The sequence below is a fragment of the Silvimonas iriomotensis genome (assembly GCF_014645535.1).
Classification (GTDB): Bacteria; Pseudomonadota; Gammaproteobacteria; order Burkholderiales; family Chitinibacteraceae; genus Silvimonas; species Silvimonas iriomotensis.
Genome location: NZ_BMLX01000002.1, coordinates 563,983 through 579,747, shown reverse-complemented (window position 1 = coordinate 579,747; position 15,765 = coordinate 563,983). Strand labels below are relative to the sequence as shown.

The 15,765-nt window shown below is 60.7% G+C and carries 16 protein-coding genes; 13 read left to right on the top strand and 3 right to left on the bottom strand.

Annotation, left to right across the window (positions count from 1 at the left end; translation table 11 throughout):
- Positions 1-20 precede the first annotated feature (20 nt).
- From IEX57_RS09145 to IEX57_RS09110, 8 genes are all read left to right on the top strand, one after another.
- Positions 21-881, top strand: coding sequence for a class I SAM-dependent methyltransferase (locus tag IEX57_RS09145; protein WP_188703989.1), 861 nt, complete (start codon positions 21-23; stop codon positions 879-881).
- 59 nt (positions 882-940) lie between these two features.
- The gene (locus IEX57_RS09140) at positions 941-1,849 is read left to right on the top strand and encodes a LysR family transcriptional regulator (protein WP_188703987.1); all 909 of its coding nucleotides are present in this window, start codon (positions 941-943) and stop codon (positions 1,847-1,849) included.
- Positions 1,850-2,224: 375 nt separating this feature from the next.
- On the top strand, positions 2,225-3,376 hold the full coding sequence (locus IEX57_RS09135; RefSeq protein WP_229708932.1) for an ABC transporter substrate-binding protein: 1,152 nt from the start codon (positions 2,225-2,227) through the stop codon (positions 3,374-3,376).
- A gap of 452 nt (positions 3,377-3,828) precedes the next feature.
- On the top strand, positions 3,829-4,854 hold the full coding sequence (locus IEX57_RS09130; protein WP_188703986.1) for an ABC transporter ATP-binding protein: 1,026 nt from the start codon (positions 3,829-3,831) through the stop codon (positions 4,852-4,854).
- A complete protein-coding gene (locus tag IEX57_RS09125) occupies positions 4,854-5,822 on the top strand; it encodes an ABC transporter permease (RefSeq protein WP_188703984.1) in 969 nt (322 codons plus the stop codon). Before IEX57_RS09130 ends, IEX57_RS09125 begins: the two co-directional genes overlap by 1 nt.
- Positions 5,812-6,621, top strand: coding sequence for an ABC transporter permease (locus tag IEX57_RS09120; protein ID WP_188703982.1), 810 nt, complete (start codon positions 5,812-5,814; stop codon positions 6,619-6,621). The genes IEX57_RS09125 and IEX57_RS09120 overlap by 11 nt, the downstream gene beginning before the upstream one ends.
- 74 nt (positions 6,622-6,695) lie before the next feature.
- The gene (locus IEX57_RS09115) at positions 6,696-8,135 is read left to right on the top strand and encodes a gamma-aminobutyraldehyde dehydrogenase (protein ID WP_229708931.1); all 1,440 of its coding nucleotides are present in this window, start codon (positions 6,696-6,698) and stop codon (positions 8,133-8,135) included.
- A 654-nt stretch (positions 8,136-8,789) separates the two neighbouring features.
- Entirely contained in the window at positions 8,790-9,290 is a 501-nt protein-coding gene (locus IEX57_RS09110) for an ester cyclase (protein WP_188703981.1), read from the top strand.
- 37 nt (positions 9,291-9,327) lie between these two features.
- Here the strand turns inward: IEX57_RS09110 and IEX57_RS09105 are convergent, their stop codons facing one another.
- On the bottom strand, positions 9,328-10,326 hold the full coding sequence (locus IEX57_RS09105) for a helix-turn-helix transcriptional regulator (protein WP_188703979.1): 999 nt from the start codon (positions 10,324-10,326) through the stop codon (positions 9,328-9,330).
- Between the two features lie 58 nt (positions 10,327-10,384).
- On the opposite strand from IEX57_RS09105, the gene IEX57_RS09100 reads away from it, so the two are divergent.
- The gene (locus IEX57_RS09100; RefSeq protein ID WP_188703978.1) at positions 10,385-10,672 is read left to right on the top strand and encodes a hypothetical protein; all 288 of its coding nucleotides are present in this window, start codon (positions 10,385-10,387) and stop codon (positions 10,670-10,672) included.
- Positions 10,673-10,747: 75 nt separating this feature from the next.
- Positions 10,748-12,196, top strand: a complete 1,449-nt coding sequence (locus IEX57_RS09095; RefSeq protein WP_188703975.1) for a DEAD/DEAH box helicase — start codon at positions 10,748-10,750, stop codon at positions 12,194-12,196.
- Positions 12,197-12,212: 16 nt separating this feature from the next.
- Here the strand turns inward: IEX57_RS09095 and IEX57_RS09090 are convergent, their stop codons facing one another.
- Positions 12,213-12,878 carry an SOS response-associated peptidase gene (locus tag IEX57_RS09090; RefSeq protein WP_188703973.1) on the bottom strand — a complete coding sequence of 222 codons (666 nt, stop codon included), beginning with the start codon at positions 12,876-12,878 and terminating at the stop codon, positions 12,213-12,215.
- Between the two features lie 141 nt (positions 12,879-13,019).
- On the opposite strand from IEX57_RS09090, the gene IEX57_RS09085 reads away from it, so the two are divergent.
- The 3 genes from IEX57_RS09085 (at position 13,020) to IEX57_RS09075 (ending at position 14,946) form a co-directional block, all read left to right on the top strand.
- Positions 13,020-13,559 carry a GbsR/MarR family transcriptional regulator gene (locus tag IEX57_RS09085; protein WP_188703971.1) on the top strand — a complete coding sequence of 180 codons (540 nt, stop codon included), beginning with the start codon at positions 13,020-13,022 and terminating at the stop codon, positions 13,557-13,559.
- Entirely contained in the window at positions 13,559-13,951 is a 393-nt protein-coding gene (locus tag IEX57_RS09080; protein WP_188703970.1) for a thiol-disulfide oxidoreductase DCC family protein, read from the top strand. Before IEX57_RS09085 ends, IEX57_RS09080 begins: the two co-directional genes overlap by 1 nt.
- A gap of 62 nt (positions 13,952-14,013) precedes the next feature.
- On the top strand, positions 14,014-14,946 hold the full coding sequence (locus IEX57_RS09075; RefSeq protein ID WP_188703968.1) for a TIGR01777 family oxidoreductase: 933 nt from the start codon (positions 14,014-14,016) through the stop codon (positions 14,944-14,946).
- Here IEX57_RS09075 and IEX57_RS09070 read toward each other — a convergent pair.
- Positions 14,938-15,759, bottom strand: coding sequence for a substrate-binding periplasmic protein (locus IEX57_RS09070; protein WP_188703966.1), 822 nt, complete (start codon positions 15,757-15,759; stop codon positions 14,938-14,940). The genes IEX57_RS09075 and IEX57_RS09070 overlap by 9 nt on opposite strands.
- Positions 15,760-15,765 lie beyond the last annotated feature (6 nt).

Genomic DNA, 15,765 nt, shown 5'->3' with positions numbered 1-15,765 from the left:
GTTTCACGCCAGGAGAACCCATGTCCGCTGCTGTCATCGCCCCGGATTTCACCGCTGTTCGCACTGCGCTGTGGCGCGCACTGCATCTGGAAGTCGATGCGGCGCCGCCCGTGCTGCAGGACGAGGTTGGCCTGCAACTGGCCGCTCCGGATAACGGCTGGCGCGAGCGGCCGGACATGCACCCGCAACGCACTGCGCCGTTCCGCGCCTCGATCATCGCCCGCGCGCGGTATATCGAGGATCAAGTGATCGACGGGATCAAGGAAGGCGTGGCCCGTCAGTATGTATTGCTGGGCGCGGGGCTGGATTCATTTGCCTTGCGCCGGCCGGATATCGCCGCGCAGATGAATATCTTTGAAGTGGATCAGCCCGGGCACCAGACATGGAAAAAAGCCCGGCTGGCAGAACTGGACATGACGCCGCCCGCGTCGGTGCACTTTGTGCCGGTGGATTTTGAAGCGGGCGATGACTGGCTCAAGCATCTGGGTAAAGCCGGTTTTCGCACTGATGAACCGGCGATCGTGACCTCGACCGGCGTCAGCATGTACCTGACGCATGAGGCCATTGTTGCCATGCTGCGGCAGGTGGCCGCGCTGGCCAAAGGCTCCCGGTTTGTCATGACTTTCCTGTGCCCGATTGATATGGCCGATGCCGACCTGCAACCCGTTTTGCGCATGGGCGAGGCGGGGGCGGCCGCCAGCGGCACGCCCTTTATCAGTTACTTTGCCCCGCAAGAGATCGTTGATCTGGCGCTGGCTGCGGGTTTCAGCGCGGTCGCGCATGTGTCGGCTGATGATCTGGCCGCCAGCTACTTTGCCGGGCGCAGCGACGGCCTGCGCCCGCCAGCGCGCTGTGAAGAGCTGATCGTGGCGACGGTGTAAGCCTTGCGTGCGGCGTGATAGATTGGCCGGCATCCGCACCTACACAACAAGATACCGCCATGAGCCTCTCGCTCAAGAATGTCCGCTATTTCATTGCCGTGGCCGAGGCCGAATCCATTACCGGCGCCACGCAATCCTTGAATATTTCCCAGTCGGTGGTGACTGAAGCCATCAAGGCGCTGGAGGCTGACCTGGGCGCGCAATTGTTCCAGCGCCACGCGCGCGGCATGGTGCTGACCCACGCCGGGCACCAGTTCCTGCGCCACGCCCACCAGATTCTGGCCACAGTGCGTAACGCGCAGGAAGCGCTCTCCGCCCGCCCTGACACCATGACCGGGCGGCTCAATGTCGGCGTCACTGCCATGATGACGGGCTATTTTTTGCCCTATCTGCTGGACCGCTATCGCCGCGTGTTCCCCAAAGTGGAAGTGCGGGTGATTGAAGACCAGCGCGATTACATTGAGCACTTGCTGGTCAATGGCGAACTGGATGTGGCAGTGCTGCTGGTTTCCAATATCGAGAACAAGCAGGCCATTGAATCTGAAGCGCTGATGAAGGCATCCTGGCGCTTGTGGCTGCCGGCCAATCACTCTTTGCTGCAGCTTTCCAGTATCTCGATCAAAGAGATCGCCAACGAGGCCATGATCATGCTCAAGGTGGATGAGCTGGAAGACAACACCACCGCCTACTGGCGTGCGGCCGGTCTGCGGCCCAATACAGTCATGCGGACTTCATCGGTGGAGGCTGTACGCAGCCTTGTCGCCACCGGCGCCGGTTTGTCGATTCTGCCCGACATGCTGTACCGGCCGTGGTCGCTGGATGGCGACCGGCTGGAAGTGCGCAACATCATGGAAGAACTGCCCACCGTGGATATCGGTATTGCCTGGCGGCGTGGCCTGCGTATGTCTGAAGCCACGCAGAATTTCCTGGTAGTGGCGCGCGAACACAGCCGCGCACACGCAAAATAACCATCTTTTTTGCCGATATATCGGCATATCTGTTCTGTTTTTCCGATTTTATTGCTGTTTGATTTACAACAGTAAATGCCACGCCAAACCGGCCGTTTGGGCCTGCACCAGCTTAATGCAGCGCAACAATGCGCAAAAAAATGTAGTGCATGGTGAATGAGTTACGTGCAAAACATGGGTTTTCTGGCCCATGCAAGTTGTATTTCGGGCTGGCGACTACGCGCTGTTTTGGCGCACTGCAATCTCTTGCGGGGCTGAAAGGTATCGGAAAAACAGATTGGCTTTATCTGCAAAGCCAGCTTTCGGCCCAAAGCTCGCCCTTCCAGAATGGTTCTCAGCAAGGCACATAGAACCGGAACATTCCTGGAGAGGACCATGAAGCAGATGAAGATCACCGCATGGGCAGTAGGTTGTGCATTTCTCAATAGCGCGGTGTTCGCCGCGCCCGTCAGTTCACTGGGCAAGCCCGAAGGGCAGGTGAACATCATTGCCTGGCCAGGTTATCTGGAGCGGGGCGAGTCGGACAAGAAATACGACTGGGTGACCGGTTTCGAAAAGGCCACCAGTTGCAAGGTCAACGTCAAGACCGCCGCGACGTCTGACGAAATGGTCTCGCTGATGAACCAGGGCGGTTATGACCTCGTGACCGCATCGGGCGACGCCAGCCTGCGTCTGGTGTACGGCAAGAAAGTGCAAGAGATCAACACCGCGCTGATTCCGTCCTGGAATACCGTCGAAAAACGCCTGCAAGACGCACCCTGGCACACCGTAGACGGCAAGCACTACGGCGTGCCGTATCAGTGGGGCGCCAACTTCCTGGCGTACAACACCAAGGTTTTCCCGAAAGCGCCGGACTCCTGGTCGGTGGTGTTTGAAGAACAGAAGCTGCCGGATGGCAAATCCAACAAGGGCCGGGTTCAGGCTTATGACGGCGCGATCTACATCGCCGATGCCGCCATGTACCTGATGGTGAAAAACCCCGCGCTGGGCATCAAGGACCCGTACGAACTCAACGAGAAACAGTACGCCGAAGTGCTCAAACTCTTGCGCGGCCAGAAACAACTGACCCACCGTTACTGGCACGACGTGACCGTGCAGATGAATGACTTCAAGAACGAAGGCATTGCCGCATCGTCCGGCTGGGGCTACCTGATCAACGCCCTGCAGGCCGAGAAGTTCCCGATCGCCGGCACCATCCCCAAGGAAGGCGCAACCGGCTGGGCCGATACCACCATGATGCACGTGAACGCCCCGCATCCGACGTGTGCGTACAAGTGGATGGACTGGTCGCTGAACAAGAAACTGCAATCTGACCTGGCCGAGTGGTTTGGTTCTAACCCGGTGATTACCGACGGCTGCAAGAACAAGCCGGTGGGTGGCTCTGATGTGTGTGCCAGCAATGGGTATGCGCGGTTTGAGCAGATTCACTTCTGGAAGACGCCGGTGGCCAAGTGCAAGACGCAGGGGACTTGTGTGCCTTATAGCCGGTGGACGCAGGATTTTATTGCTGTGATGGGTGGGCGCTGATTGGTTGTTGCAGGCGGGTTTTAGCGCCTTCGGCGCGGGTGTTTTGGGTGTCGGGGGTTGCCCGACGGCAAGGTACTTTCTTTTGGGTCACCAAAAGAAAGTACCCAAAGAAAAGGCGACCCCTGCGACTGCGCCCTTCGGGTTCCCTGTGCTTCTCGCGAAGTCCGGCTGGCTACGGGAACTCGCTTCGCTCAAACACCCCTCCGCCGAAACCCCGGACTTCGCTGCGATGCTCGGCGCAGTCAAGGGGAGGCAGATCAAAAGCAACGGCAACCTCAGAACCAACAGCAACAGCATAGATCGGGACTACTGGCGCACAGAGGGTTTGGCCGTTGTCCCCCCGACACCTGAACAACCGCGCCGTCAGGCGCTAACAAAACAACAACTGCCAGCAAATAAACCGCGCAGCAAAAACAGAACCACGCACCAGGCAAGCTTGAGGTACACAGCAAATGACCACCGCAGTCCAGTTCACCAACGTCTCCCGCCATTACGGCACCGTCAAAGCGGTCGATGACGTCTCCATCACCATTGCCGACGGCGAGTTTTTCTCCATGCTCGGCCCGTCTGGTTCCGGCAAGACCACCTGCCTTAGACTCGTCGCCGGGTTCGAGCAGCCAACGGCGGGCAGCATTCTCATCCATGGCAAAGAAGCCGCCGGCCTGCCGCCGTATGAGCGCGATGTGAACACGGTCTTCCAGGATTACGCGCTGTTCCCGCATATGAACATTCTGGATAACGTCGCCTACGGCTTGATGGTGAAGGGCGTGGGCAAGAAAGAGCGCTACAAAGAGGCAGAAGCGGCGCTGGCCATGGTGGCGCTGGGTGATTTTGGCGGGCGCACGCCGGGGCAGATGTCGGGTGGGCAGCGGCAACGGGTGGCGCTGGCGCGGGCGCTGGTGAACCGGCCGCGCGTGTTGTTGCTGGATGAACCGCTGGGCGCGCTGGATCTGAAACTGCGTGAGCAGATGCAGACCGAACTCAAGACACTGCAACGCAAGCTGGGCATTACGTTTATCTACGTCACGCATGATCAGGGCGAGGCGTTGTCGATGTCGGATCGCGTAGCGGTGTTCAACAAGGGCAAGATCGAACAGGTGGATAGCCCGCGCAATCTGTATACGCGCCCGCAAACACCATTTGTGGCGGATTTTGTCGGTACCTCCAACGTGATCGAGGGCGATCTGGCCCAGGCCATTACCGGCGCTGCGCAGGCGTTTTCGGTACGGCCGGAGCATATTCATTTCGCGCCGGCCAGTGCTGACCAACTGGGTACGCAAGGCACGCTGATCGACGTGCATTACCACGGCGCGACCAGCCGGTTCGAGGTCAAGTCGACCACTGGGCAGTTGCTGGCGGTCACCATTGCCAACCGTGACGCAGAAGACCCGGCGCTGCCGCGGCCTGGTGATGCGGTGTCGTTGTCCTGGGCGCGGCACGCCATGGTGCAACTGGGCAGTGCGCAAGGAACACGGTGATGACCATGGCTGCCACCTTGCCTGTTTCCGCGCCACTGCCTGTCGCCCGCAAGGGTGGGCCGTTGCGCGTGGTTTCAAATTTTCTGTACCGGCGCAGCACGCTGTATCTCTTGTTGCTGCTCACGCCGCCGCTGCTGTGGTTTGGCGTGGTGTATCTGGGGTCGTTGCTGGCGCTGTTGTCGCAAAGTGTTTACACCTTTGATGACTTCACCATGGGCGTCACGCCGGATTTCACGCTGGCCAATTACAAAGCGCTGTTTGTTGATGGCGCCAATTACGACATCGTCTTGCGCACGCTGGGCATGGCGGCGTGTGTGTCGATCGCCAGCGCCATTCTGGCGTTCCCCATCGCCTATTACATGGCGCGGTATGCCACGGGCTGGCGCAAGGGATTTTTCTATGTGGCGGTGATGCTGCCGATGTGGGCGAGCTACATCGTCAAGGTGTATTCCTGGACCGTGATCCTGGCCAAGGGCGGCATTTTGTACTGGGCCATAGGCAAGCTGGGTCTGACCCACGCGCTGGAAGCCGTGCTGGCGCTGCCGGTGATTGGCGGCAATTCGCTCTCGACCTCCAATCTGGGGCGCTTTCTGGTGTTCACCTATATCTGGCTGCCGTTCATGATCCTGCCCATCCAGGCGTCGATCGAACGGATTCCGGCCAACTTGCTGCAAGCCTCGGCCGACCTTGGCGCGCGGCCGGGCCAGACGTTCCGCACGGTGATCCTGCCGCTGGCGATTCCGGGCGTGGTGGCGGGGTCCATCTTTACCTTCTCGCTCACCCTGGGTGATTTCATCATCCCGCAACTGGTCGGGCCCAGCGGTTTGTTCATTGGCAACATGGTTTACACCATGCAAGGCTCGATCGGGAACATCCCCATGGCGGCGGCATTTACCGTCGTGCCGGTGGTGATCATCGGGGTTTACCTGGCCATTGCCAAACGCCTGGGAGCGTTCGATGCACTCTGAACAAAAACCATCGTTGCTGCTGAAACTGGCAGCGTGGGGCGGGCTGGTGTTCCTGCATTTCCCCATCATTGTCGTGGTGCTGTACGCCTTCAACACCGAAGAATCGGCGTTCAGTTTCCCGCTGCAGGGCTTTACGCTGCACTGGTTTACCGACGCGCTGGCCCGCCAGGACATGCTCTCGGCCGTGTGGTTGTCGATCAAGGTCGCCACGCTGGCCACCGTGCTGGCCATGGTGCTGGGCACGCTGGCCGCCGGCGCCTTGTACCGCAAGGATTTCTTCGGCAAAGAAGCCATCACGCTGATGCTGATCCTGCCGATTGCCTTGCCCGGCATCATCACCGGTATTGCGTTGTTGTCGGCCATCAAGATGGCGCATGTGGACCCGAACTTCTGGACCATTGCCATTGGCCACGCCACGTTCTGTGTGGTCATTGTTTACAACAACGTCATTGCCCGGTTCCGCCGGACCTCGTTCAGTCTGATTGAAGCCTCCATGGACCTGGGCGCCGACGGCTGGCAAACCTTCCGCTACGTGGTGCTGCCGCAAATTGCCACCGCCTTGCTGGCCGGCGCCATCCTGGCCTTCGCGCTGAGTTTTGACGAAATCATCGTCACCACCTTTACCGCCGGGCAGGAACGCACGCTGCCAATCTGGCTGTTGAACCAGCTGGGCCGCCCGCGTGATGTGCCGATCACCAACGTGGTCGCCATGATGATCATGCTGATTACCGCGATACCGATTTTTGGCGCCTGGTATCTCACCCGTGGCACCGAGAACACCGCTGGCAGCAGCAAATAACCCGATACGAACAACCCGAACACACAAGCAACACGGCCGCTGCGTGCGGCCGGAGCAACCCCGGAGACACAAGAATGGACAAGACCATGCACACCAAACTGTTGATCGGCGGCGAATTTGTGGCCGGTCAGGGCGATATCGAGGACATCCTCAACCCTGCAACGGGTGACATCGTGGTCAAAGTGGCGGAAGCCTCGCTCGATCAAGTGCAAGCCGCGGTCGCCGCCGCGCAAAATGCCTTCTCTGGCTGGGGCAAAACCACGCCGCGTGATCGCGCCACCTTGCTGCTGCGCCTGGCGGACGCCATCGAATCACGTGCGACTGAATTTGCCCGGCTGGAATCGCTCAATTGTGGCAAGCCGTATCTGGCCGCGCTCAATGATGAAATCCCCGCCGTGGCCGACGTGTTCCGCTTCTTTGCCGGCGCCTGCCGCACCCAGCACGGCCAGCTGGCCGGTGAATATTTGCCGGGCTTTACCAGCATGGTGCGCCGTGACCCGCTGGGCGTGGTGGCCTCGATCGCGCCGTGGAATTACCCCTTGATGATGGCCGCCTGGAAAATCGCCCCGGCCATTGCCGCCGGCAACACCGTGGTGATCAAGCCTTCTGAACAAACCCCGCTGACCACGCTGAAACTGGGCGAACTGATTGCCGATATTTTCCCCGCGGGCGTGGTGAACATTGTCACCGGCCGGGGCGAAACCGTCGGCTCGCCGCTGATCTCGCAGCCGGCAGTGCGCATGATCTCGATTACCGGTGATGTCTCCACTGGCCAGAAAATCCTGGAAACCGCGTCCAGATCACTCAAGCGCACGCACCTGGAACTGGGCGGCAAGGCGCCGGTGATCGTGTTTGACGACGCCGACATAGACGCCGTGGTGGAGGGCATCCGCACCTTTGGGTACTACAACGCCGGCCAGGACTGCACCGCCGCCTGCCGCATCTACGCCGGCCCGAAAGTCTACGAAAAACTGGTGGCGGATCTCTCCAGCGCCGTCAGCAGCATCAAGATGGGCGAGCAGCATCTGGACGGCGTGGAAATGGGCCCGCTGATCTCTGAACGCCAGCGCAGCCGCGTCGCCAGCTTTGTCGAGCGCGCCGCCAGCCAGAACCACATTGAAATCACCGCCGGCGGCAAGCTGGGTAACGGCAAGGGCTTTTTCTTTGAGCCGACCGTGATTGCCGGCGCGCGCCAGGAAGACGAAATCGTCCGCCGCGAAGTGTTCGGGCCGGTGGTGTCGGTGACACGCTTTGATGCTGCGACGGATGCCATCAGCTGGGCCAACGATTCTGAATACGGCCTTGCTAGCTCGGTCTGGACGCGTGATGTGAACAAGGCCATGAAGGTGGCGGCCGAGTTGCAGTATGGCTGCACGTGGATCAACACCCACTTCATGCTGGTGAGCGAAATGCCGCATGGCGGGATGAAGCGGTCTGGCTACGGCAAGGATATGTCGGTATATGCGCTGGAGGATTACACCTGCGTGCGGCATGTGATGGCGAAATTTGAGTAAGGGGGTTTGCTGCGCGGGGAGGGGGTAGTGGTTTTTTTAGCCGCTGCCTCGTCATTCCGGCGCAGGCCGGAATCCAGCGGGGCGCCAGAAGTGGCCCTCGCTGGCAAGGGCGCTGTGGCCGCCTGTAGGGTGGATTTGGAGCGATAGCGACAAGCCACGGGTTGCTGGCTGCTTGTGAAACCTTAACCCCTGTTAGCGCCTGGCGGCGCGGTTGTTTAGGTGTCGGGGGTTGCCCGACAGCAAGTGCCTTTCTTTTGGGTCGCCAAAAGAAAGGCACCAAAGAAAAGGCGACCCCTGCGACTGCGTTCGCTACGCGAATTCCCTGCGCTTCTCGCAAGTCGCGGCTGGCTCGCGAGTTCGGCCTGCGGCCTACCGCTTCGCCTTTGTCGCCGCGCCTTGTTGCGATGCTCGGCGCAGTCAAGGGGAGGTACGTCAAAGGCAACGGCAACCCCGAAAATCAAAGGCAAGGGCAACAGGCACAGTAGGGTGGATTCGAATCGACAGCGACATTCCACCACCGCAACGGCGGATCGAAACCCGAATCCGCCCATGCAACAAAGCAACAACGAGTTCCACCAAACCAAGGCTCACATCGATGGGCCATCAGAAAAAGCAGTGCGAGAGATACATCCACATCAACCGGAGTCGATGAACATGCAATCCCCTCTGAAGTCTCTCTTTACCCTGCTGGCGCTGCTGGCCACGTTCTGTTTTGCCCCCACCGCGCAGGCGGCAGCCAAGGCTGATCCACTCTCCATCGTCCACGCCTACATGGACGGCTGGAACAAGCACGACCCCAATCTGGCCGCCATGAATCTGGATTTCGATGTCGAGTACTACGACGCCACGGTCGGTGAGTCGCAGTTTGGTGTGGTGCCGGCGCGCGATAACGTGATCAAGTTCTTTATCGCCGCACTGCCAGACCTGAAATGGAAAATGGTGGGCGAGCCGGTGGTCAGCAAGGATTCAATTGCGTTCCGCTGGGTGTTTACCGGCACCAATACCGGCATTCCGTTTGAAGGCACCAAGCCCACGGGCAAGGCGATTTCGCTCAACGGGCTGTCGCTGATCCGCGTGAAAAACGGCCATATCGTGTATCAGGGCGATTTTTACGATGCGCTCACCCTCAAAAAGCAGCTGGGCCTGATCAAGTAAGACGTCCGGTTGATTGCTCTCTCGCACGCCTGGCGTTTCAGGCTGCTTCAGGTGGCGTGTTTTCCGCCACCTTTTTTTCGTCCTGCGCCCGGGGCATTTTCGATTGCAGCAGCCGCTGCGCCAGTTGGTGGATTTCGTCTATCAGTTGCGGTGGCGAGATCACGGTAAAGGCGTAGGGCATCTGCGCCAGTTGCCGGGCCATCCATGAAAGGGTGTCTACCTGGCTGCGCAGCCGCGTGCCTTCTGGTGTGCTTTCCAGAATGCCCAGGTCGGCATAAATATATTTGCGGGTGTCTTCCAGCGGGGCGTGCAGGATGACTTCCACTTCAAAGTCACGCGGGATGATGGCCATGGTGTGATTCAGGAAGGCGAGCACGTCAAAGCCTTCCGGGCGCAAGAAACTGGCCGGCACGGGGCGCACGGCCAGCATGCGGTCCAGCCGGAACGAACGCATTTCCTTGCGCAGATGACAATAGCCCACCACGTACCAGTGCCCGTCGCGCCAGGCCAGGCTGTACGGGTCAAACTGGCGCTCGGTCTGCACGCCGCCAGTCTGGTATTTGATCTGTACACGCTGCTGCAATTGCGCGGCGGTAGACAGTGCCATCAGCGCGGCGTTGTCTTGCACGGCCGGGGTGCGGCTGAGGTCCAGCGTAACGGTCTCTGCCACCGCGCGTAGCTGGTGGCGCAGCATGTCGGGCAAGACGCGTTCCAGCTTGGCCTGGGCGCTGCTCACGGCTGGTGCGGCTTGTGCCAGACCCAGGCTGCGCGCGGCTTGCAGGCCCAGTGACAGGGCCAGCGCTTCTTCGTTGGTAAACATCATGGGCGGCAGCTTGAAGCCGTGCATCAAGCGGTAGCCGCCATCACGCCCGCGTTCTGACGTGATGGGGATGCCCATTTCTTCCAGCCGCGCGATATCACGCCGCAAGGTGCGAACGTCAATGTCCAGCCTTCGTGCCAGTTCACTGCCGCTGACCAGCCCCTGGGTCTGCAGCACTTCCAGCATGGCCAGCAAGCGTTGGGATGAATGTGCCATGGGCTGAATCATAAACACGAATCAGGGCAAATTTTGTCCTCTTTCGCGCATAGAGTTTGTGCACGGCAAAGATCTGACAACAACAGCTTTTGACACTGGACCAGGAACGCAGGAGCAAATCATGGATGGCTTGGCAGGACTCTGGATTATTTTCGGGCAGGCAATTGCTGCGCAGTTGCGTGGCTGGCTGGCGCACCGCATGCAGGCGCGCTGGTGGTTGCCAAGGCTGGCGGTGGCGTTGCTGCTGGCGCTGGCGCTGTGGGTGATATGGCTCAACTTGCCGGCGTGGCGGCCGGCACCGTTGCATTTTTCCATGGCAATCGACATTGACCTCTTTGAGAGCTGATCTGCAACCCGTCCGGCGCAACGGCAGACAAACCGCTAAAATTGCGGTTTTACCGCTGTGTGCCGGATTAAACCCATGTCTTTTGACACGCTTGGCCTGATCGCCCCCCTGCTGCGCAACCTGCAGGCGCTCAATTACCAGAAACCCACGCCGGTCCAGGCCAAGGCCATTCCGGCTGTGCTCAGTGGCAAAGACGTCATGGCAGCGGCACAGACCGGCACCGGCAAGACCGCCGGCTTTGCGCTGCCGCTGTTGCAACGGCTGGTGCAGAACGGCCCGGCGGTGTCCAGCAACCGTGCACGCGTGCTGGTGCTGGTGCCCACGCGGGAGCTGGCCGAACAAGTGCTGCAAAGCTTTATCGATTACGGCCAGGGGCTGGACTTGCGCCTGCTGGCGGCCTACGGCGGCGTCAGCATCAACCCGCAAATGATGAAGTTGCGCAAAGGCGTAGACGTGCTGGTGGCAACGCCCGGCCGGTTGCTGGATCTGCACCGCCAGAACGCAGTGCAGTTTGATCAGGTGCAAACCCTGGTACTCGATGAAGCCGACCGCATGCTGGATCTGGGCTTTGCGCGGGAGCTGAACGCCGTGTTTGCCGCCTTGCCCAAAGCGCGCCAGACGCTGTTGTTCTCGGCCACGTTTACGCCGGATATCAAGGCCATGGCCGCTGGCATCTTGCGCAATCCGCTCGATATCAGCGTCAGCCCGCCCAATGTGACGGCCAGCAAGATCAAGCAATGGGTGATCCCGGTCGACAAGAAAAACAAGCCGGATTTGTTCATGCATCTGGTGGCAGAGAACAAGTGGGAGACCGCGCTGGTGTTCGTCAAAACCCGCAAGGGCGTGGATTACCTGGCTGAACTGCTGCAACAAGCCGGCTATGCCGTTGACACTATTCATGGCGACAAACCGCAGCCGGCGCGTTTGCGGGCGCTGGAGCACTTCAAGACGGGCGAGGTACAAATGCTGGTGGCGACCGACGTCGCCGCGCGCGGGCTGGATATTGATGACCTGCCGCTGGTGATCAACGTCGATCTGCCCATTGTGGCCCAGGATTATGTGCACCGCATTGGCCGTACCGGCCGCGCTGGCGCCAGCGGGGTGGCGGTGTCGCTGGTCTGCGCGGATGAAGCCCCGCAACTGGCCGCCATTGAAGCGCTGATCAAGCAAACCTTGCCACGGGAAGAAGAACCGGGTTTCGAGGCCGAACACCGCGTGCCGGAAACCAGCAGCACCGGCCAGATCATCAAAAAACCCAAGAAGCCGAAGAAACCCAAAGTGCCGCAAGGCGCGCCGCTGGGTGGAGCCGATCAGGTCTTGCGCAAACAGCCCAGACCGCAGGGCAGGGCGCAAGATGGCGGCGGGCGCGGTGCAACCAGCGACAGTGCCAACCCGTTCAGTCGCCTCAAGCCTGGCAGCAAACCAGCCGGCAAGCCTGCTGGTGGCAAGCCGGCCGCGGGCAAACCGCGCGCTGGTGGCGGCAAGCCCCAGGGCAAACCGGCGGGGGCACGGCGCAAGCCTTGATTGATCCGGCTGCGGTTCAGAACAGGCTGGCGGTGTGCGGGCCGTTGGTCGGGATTGGCGCGGCCTCGGCCATCATCAACTCTGCCGGGAAAGGGCGCAGGAAGCGCTGCGCCAGTTCCGGGTCTTTGCAGGCCAGCCAGGCGTCGTATTCAGCGGGCGGCACAATCACCAGCGAGCGCTTTTCATCCTCCGGTTTGTGAAACCGGCGCATCAACGGGTGCTGGTCGGCATTGATGGTGATCTGGGTAAACGAATAACTCACCGTCTCATCCGCCTCGCGCCAGGCGCGGATCAGCCCGGCCACCGCAAAGGGCTCGCCGCTTTGCATGCCAATGCGCCAGCGCACCGGCCGGCCAGATTCATAACTGGGCTCGAAAAAACCGGTCATGGGCACAAGGCACAATTGCCCGCGCACCCAGGGCTGGCGAAAACTGCGGGTCTCGCCCAGCGTTTCTGCGCGTGCATTCATGGTGCTGTAGCGCACGCCTGGCGGCAGGCGCCGTTTGGGGATCATGCCGTAGCTGCCCACCAGCGCCCGCCGCGTGGTCTCGCCGGCGGCGATCACCGGGGCGGCGTAATCCTGCCAGGTTTCTGCCGGCCACGCGGCATGCGGCATAGCCAGTTCAGTGCTGAAGTATTCCTTGAGTTGCTGGCGCTGGGGCGGGACGAAATTGACACACATAATCAGGGCGGGCGAGTTGATCGGCTTATTGTAACTGCAGCCTGCCCAGGCCGTTGATCACCAGGCTGCATGATGATGTTGACATGAGCACGGATGCGCAGTTTAATTTCTCTTAATACAGAAACAAGAGAATGAATCGCCATGAAACTGAGTCCGACGACAGAAAAATACATTCTGCACTGGGGTGAGATGGGCACCCGCTGGGGCGTGAACCGCACCGTGGCGCAGATTCATGCCTTGTTGTTCCTCAGCAATACGCCGCTGAACGCTGAAGAAATCTGCGAGACGCTGAACGTGGCGCGCTCCAATGTCAGCAACAGCCTTAAAGAGCTGCAAAGCTGGGGGCTGATCCGCACCGTGCGGGTGCTGACCGACCGGCGCGATCACTTTGAAGCAGAACAAGAAGTCTCCGAGATTTTCCGGCTGGTGGTAGAGGGCCGCAAAACCCGCGAGCTTGATCCCACGCTGACCGTATTGCGCCAGTGTTCCATGGAGGCCGAAAGCGATGCCATGCTGGACGCCGCCAGCCGCAAGCGCATGGATGAAGTGCTGGCGTTTCTGGAGTTGCTGATGGGCGCGTATGACGATTTTCGCCATCTTTCGCCCGCCACCATGCAGCGCGTATTGAAGATGGGCGGCAAGATCGCCCGTTTCCTGGGGCCGGATGACAAGGAGGAATGATGAACTCGCTCACTTTGTTTTATGACAGCCGCTGCCCGTTATGCGCAGCGGAAATGCAGCGGCTGGCGGGCTGGAATCGCCGGGGTATCCTGCAGTTTGCCGACATGCGCGCAGAGGGTTTTGACGCACAGCGCTGGGGTGTGACCCTGGCGCAGATGGATGCCCAGTTGCACGCCGCGACGGATGACGGGCGCGTACTGGTGGGCATCGACGCCATCGCGGCGGCGTATCAGGCGGTCGGGTTGGGCTGGCTGGTATGGCCGCTGACCTGGCACTTTGCCCGTGCGTTCTGGCAGCGCAACTACCGCTGGTTTGCCCGTAACCGCTACCGTGCCAGCAAGTGGCTGGGGTACGGCTGTGTCGATGGCGTTTGCGATACCCGGTTTCGTTGAGTTTTTTTGCCTGTTTATTTCTGTCTTTACAGAAATTAATAACCAACCATCAGGGGATGACCATGCAAACACTGGATGAATTGTTCAACGCCCTTTCGCCCCAACGGGTGTTGATGACGGGCGGCACGGGCTTTATTGGCCGCATGCTGGCACAGCAACTGGTGCAGACCGGCCACAGCGTCACCGTGCTGGCGCGCGACCCGTTCCGGGCCGGCAAAAACGGGATCAGTGGGGTGAATTATGTCGGCTCACTGGCGCAGTTGGACACGGATAGCGCGTTTGATGCGGTCATCAGTCTGGCCGGGGCGCCGGTGGCAGGGCCGCGCTGGACAGCGGCGCGCAAGGCGGTATTGCTGGGCAGCCGCATCAACACCGCCAGGGCCGTACTGGAGTGGCTTGAGCGCGCGCCAGCCCGGCCGGCGGTATGGATTCAGGCCTCGGCCATCGGCTTTTATGGTGTGCAGGAGGCCAGTCAACGCCTGGCTGAACACAGTGCGGCAGGGCACGATTTTGCCAGCCAGTTATGTGCGCAAGTCGAAGCGGCTGCTGCCGCCGCATCTGCGCTGGGGATGCGGGTGGTGAGCCTGCGTTTTGGCATTGTGCTGGGGCACGGCGGAGCCTTGCCGGCGCTGACCCTGCCGATCCGCTGGTTTGTCGGGGGCCGCATGGGCGATGGCCGGCAGATGATCAGCTGGATTCATCAGCACGATGTCATGGCGTTGTTTGCCCGCGTGCTGGCAGACCCTGGTTTGCAGGGTCCGATCAACGCCGTGGCACCGCAAGCCATGGATCAGGCCGGCTTTGTGCGCGCAGCCGCCGGCGTGCTGCGGCGGCCGTTGTGGTTGCATCTGCCAGCGTCGTTATTGCGGGTCATGCTGGGGGAAATGGCGCAGTTGTTCGTCGGTGGCCAGCATGTGGTGCCGGAGAAACTTACCCAGGCCGGGTTTGTGTTCCGGTACCCCACCTTGCAGCAGGCGCTGGCTGATTTACTTTGATCGGGCCGGGGCGTTATCGAGTTCATGCGCTACGTAGCTGGCCCAGTCAAAGCGGGTATCCGGAAAACTGAGGCCGGCGGCGTGGCTGCGCTCCAGGATGTAGCCGCTGTTCACCATCTGCTGCATGGCTTCATCCATGCGCGCCAGCAGGGCAGAGCCGCGCCATTTGCCCGACAGCGCAAAGTAGCCGGCCGAATTCTGGATGCGGGGCTGCACCGGTTTGATGGCGGAAAATTCTGGCCGGGCAATGCGCGGCGCGAAGTCCCGCTCGTTGCCGGCTACCAGCGTGATCCGCCCGGTCAGCAACAGGCGCAAGGCCTGGTCGGATGAATCAACTTCAACCAGGTTGAGCTGGTTGCGAAACGCCTCAAAGCGCTCACCCAGCGTCCAGCCGCGTACCACGGCCACTTGCTGGCGTGGCAGGCTGGCAATCTGGCCGTCCCATCTGAACGGCACTTTGTCCAGGCCATAGAACAACGCGTCGTCAAAATAAAAGGGGCGGCTCAGGTAGACCATGTCGTGCTCGCGCAGCCGGGTGCGATACGGGCCGATCAGCAGGTCGGCCTCATTGCGGGCGACCAGGGCTTGCGCGCGCTTCCAGGGCAACAGGTCCACATTGCAATGAAAACCGGCGCGCTTGCCCAGTTCATCCAGGATATCCAGGGCAAAGCCGCGCGGGCCATCCGGGGTATTGCGGGTCAGGGTGGTGAATTCGGTGCCAACGCAACGCAGTTCAGTCACCGCCGCCATGACCGGCAGGGCCAGCAGCAGGCTGATGACGTACAGCATGCGCACGACATGGATCGCGCTCATGACACC